This window comes from Massilimicrobiota sp. An142, assembly GCF_002160725.1.
Taxonomy (GTDB): Bacteria; Bacillota_I; Bacilli_A; order Erysipelotrichales; family Coprobacillaceae; genus Allocoprobacillus; species Allocoprobacillus merdigallinarum.
Genome location: NZ_NFLD01000065.1, coordinates 1 through 3,662, shown reverse-complemented (window position 1 = coordinate 3,662; position 3,662 = coordinate 1). Strand labels below are relative to the sequence as shown.

The 3,662-nt window shown below is 29.3% G+C and carries 5 protein-coding genes; 4 read left to right on the top strand and 1 reads right to left on the bottom strand.

What is annotated here, in order from left to right; translation table 11 throughout:
* Positions 1–184: 184 nt before the first annotated feature.
* The 4 genes from nrdD (at position 185) to B5E87_RS14565 (ending at position 2,864) form a co-directional block, all read left to right on the top strand.
* Complete coding sequence (gene nrdD, locus B5E87_RS14580) at positions 185–475, top strand: anaerobic ribonucleoside-triphosphate reductase (protein ID WP_479684553.1); 291 nt, start codon at positions 185–187, stop codon at positions 473–475.
* A 94-nt stretch (positions 476–569) separates the two neighbouring features.
* Complete coding sequence (locus B5E87_RS14575; protein ID WP_087246118.1) at positions 570–1,823, top strand: Y-family DNA polymerase; 1,254 nt, start codon at positions 570–572, stop codon at positions 1,821–1,823.
* Positions 1,813–2,127 carry a YolD-like family protein gene (locus B5E87_RS14570; protein ID WP_087246116.1) on the top strand — a complete coding sequence of 105 codons (315 nt, stop codon included), beginning with the start codon at positions 1,813–1,815 and terminating at the stop codon, positions 2,125–2,127. The genes B5E87_RS14575 and B5E87_RS14570 overlap by 11 nt, the downstream gene beginning before the upstream one ends.
* A 32-nt stretch (positions 2,128–2,159) precedes the next feature.
* Complete coding sequence (locus tag B5E87_RS14565) at positions 2,160–2,864, top strand: endonuclease/exonuclease/phosphatase family protein (protein ID WP_087246114.1); 705 nt, start codon at positions 2,160–2,162, stop codon at positions 2,862–2,864.
* A 232-nt stretch (positions 2,865–3,096) separates the two neighbouring features.
* Here the strand turns inward: B5E87_RS14565 and B5E87_RS15160 are convergent, their stop codons facing one another.
* Positions 3,097–3,264: a hypothetical protein gene (locus B5E87_RS15160; RefSeq protein ID WP_158095637.1), complete on the bottom strand. Its 168-nt coding sequence runs from the start codon at positions 3,262–3,264 to the stop codon at positions 3,097–3,099.
* Positions 3,265–3,662 lie beyond the last annotated feature (398 nt).

Below are 3,662 nucleotides of genomic sequence, written 5' to 3'. Positions count from 1 at the left end.
GCCAATGGAACATCCTTGGAGAAATGATGACTTTCTTGGCTTTCTAGCAAGACAAAAGCATCGTACAAACGGTGCTAATGTTTAACTTTTTTTAGGACATTTTCAAAATTGCTTGACAGGATGAAACATTCATTTCATTTGTTTTTTAGAATTTTATTTTCTATAATAAAATAAAGAGAAGGTGATGTGTATGAAAGAAGTTATTGATCATGTTGATGTTGAAGTTTTGAATGGTGAAATGAGTGAAGATGAAATTAAGGAATATATCCAATATGTCAAACAGAAATATCCTCATGAAACTTTAACATCCCTAACATTAACAGTAGATGGAGAATTTGTTGATCTTCACTATTGTTTACAGCCAGAACCTATTCAAAGAATTCGACGTATTACAGGTTATTTGGTAGGAACATTGGATCGCTTTAATGATGCCAAAAGAGCCGAGGAACATGATCGTGTGAAACATCAAGTTTAAAAAATGGAAAATATTGTATAGAGAAGTTGCGTAAAATACATTGATTATGCAACTTTTATTTTGTATAATAACTTTGTCAGGTGGTGAGTTGTGTATGAGATATTATTTATGCATTGATTTTAAAACCTTTTATGCTTCGGTAGAATGTGTAGAAAGAGGGCTAGATCCTTACAAAGTCAATCTTGTTGTTGCGGATATTTCAAGAGGAAAGAGTACAATCTGTTTAGCTGTTTCTCCACATATGAAAGAGTTAGGAGTGAAAAACAGATGCCGTTTATTTGAAATACCTAAGCATATTCATTATATTGTAGCTAAACCAAGGATGAAACTTTATATGGAATATTCAGCTAATATTTATGGCTTGTATTTAAAATATTTAAGTCAGGAAGATATTTATGTGTATTCTATTGATGAGGCTTTTTTAGATGTCACAGAATATCTGAATTTCTATCATAAAAACGCTCAAGAAATAGCACAGATGATTATAGATGATGTTTATAGAACAACGGGAATTCCAGCTACATGTGGTATTGGAACGAATCTTTATTTAGCTAAAGTGGCTTTAGATATTACCGCCAAGCATGTCAAAAGTCATATGGCTTATTTGGATGAACAAATATATCAAAAGACATTATGGGAACATACGCCACTCACAGATTTTTGGCAAGTGGGCAGAGGAATCGCCAAGCGTTTATATAAATTAGGCATTGTCAATATGAAAGGAATAGCACATTGTCCTGAAGATATCTTGTATAAAGAGTTTGGTGTGAATGCACGTTTTTTAATTCGTCATGCTTGGGGTAAAGAACCGGTGACTATTCAACAAATTAAAAATTATCAGCCACAGCATCGCTCTATATCCAATGGACAGGTTCTATTTGGAGAATATCGTGATCAGGATGCTTTACTGGTTTTAAAAGAAATGGTGGAGGATAATGTTTTAACACTGGTTGAACAGGGACTTGTGACCAATCATATTTCTTTACATATTAGATATGTTGATGCTTCACTTCCGTCTACGGGTGGTAGTCGTAAAATTTCAGTTGTGACAAATTCTTATCGTCTGTTGGTTAAGGAGTTTATTGACTTATTTGAGTCTACAACATTTAAAAGTCAAAAGATTAGAAAGATTTCTATTGGTTTTGGTCAAGTTATTGATGAAAGGTATGAAGCCTATGACTTATTTACTGACTATGAAGAAGTGCTGAAAGAAAGACAGTTACAACAATCTATTATTCAAATTAAAAATAAGTATGGCAAGAATGCTGTTTTGAAAGCCATGAATGTTTTAGATAAAGCCACTGCAAAACAGCGACATCAGTTAATAGGAGGACATAATGCAGAATAAAAATCATGATGATGCAGTAGAATTTCAACCATTTGATTCTTTACGTGGATTTAGAGAATATCTTCATGAAAAGGAAAGACAACCTGTTTATAAAAAAGAATTAATGGAAGATGAATGTGAAAGATTGAATCGTTTATTTCAACAGCTTCAAAAAGGTATGTCTGTGAAAATTGTTTATTATACACACCAGCAATATCAGACATTACAAGGAATGATTACAAAAATAGATGCAGAATATCATAAAGTCTTATTTATTGATGATCAAAGAATTGAATTTTATGATATTAGAGATATTTCTTTTTAATTTATTGTATAATGATATTAGGGTGATAAAATATGAAAATAATAACATTAAATATGAATATGTTTCGATATCTGATAGATGGAAGTCTCAATGAGTTTTTAAAAGAGTATCAGGCAGATGTTGTGATTTTACAGGAAGTAAGATCATCTTTGGCTGATGAGGTTACATGTTATACACATAAGATATCACCTAATTTATATCAGGAAATTGAAAATATTAAAAAAACAATTTATTTAACAGTTGCTCTTTGTAAGGACGATACATGGCAAAAAGTGAATATAGATCATTTTCATTATAATAATCGTTTTGTGAAAATAAAAAATGATGATTGGTCTATATTCGGTCTGCATTTGCCATTACGAGATGATATAGATTCTTTATTGTCAATCATTCAAGAAAGTGACTGTGATATTATATGTGGTGATTTTAATGCGCATAGAAAATATTCACAGATTAAAAATTGGAAAGTGATAGACAATTTAATAAATGACAAAGAATATTCTGATTTATGGGAAAAAGGTTTAAAAGAAGAAAAAGCTTATTATATTGATTATAAAGGTGAAAAGAAAAAGGCACATCAAGGTGACTTCTATAGAACATTTGTAGGCAATACACATATAGATTATGTATTAGCAAAATCAGATATTCATTTGATAGATATCATTATTGATATGAGAACATTAGCTTTTACAGATCATTGTGCTATGATTGTTAATTATAAGAAAGATAAATCTTGAAATAAATAAGAATATGAGAGGATTGATGTGTGAATAGTATTTTTATGTCATAGTTATATGAAATATGTTTTATAATAAATGAAAATAAAGTTATAAATATTTCTGGATATGAAAGCACAATAAAAGTATATCTCTATTTATATAAAGATATACTTTTTATGTTGTTTTGATTATTGGAATTTATAGTTTATGTGATATGAATTATGTTTTGATAACATATAAAATATCATGATTAATCAAGGTCTTTTCTATGAAAATAATACATGGTGGCTACAATAACAGCTGTTGAAAATAAAATGGCATTGGCTATTTCATTTCCAGGAATAAAAGTGATGAGAAGTTTCCCTAACATGAATATAAAAAAGCATAGACCAAATACAATGTAATGATGTTCTTTCATCTTTATCACCTCAATCTTAAATAAAGCATATATAATTTTCACCAATAAATCAATAGTTAAAATAGAAGTTTATATAAAATTAATTTTAACTTAACTATATTAGAAAGATAGGAATAACATGGCTATAGTATAATCATAGTTGATAAACTGAATCTTTTTAGAGGTGAAAAGATGTGATGAAGTCAAAAAGAATGGTGATATTTGTTTTTATAATAGTATCTATAATACTTGTATTTATGATGATTATGCAAAATATATCATTGAATAATGAAATACAAATGATTATTCGCATGTAAAAGCACTGGTAGTCGCAGACATCTGCACCACCTCAATCGCATAAAGTGCACCACTTATATTTATACACAATTATAGTCAATCATGTCCAAACATGATTGACC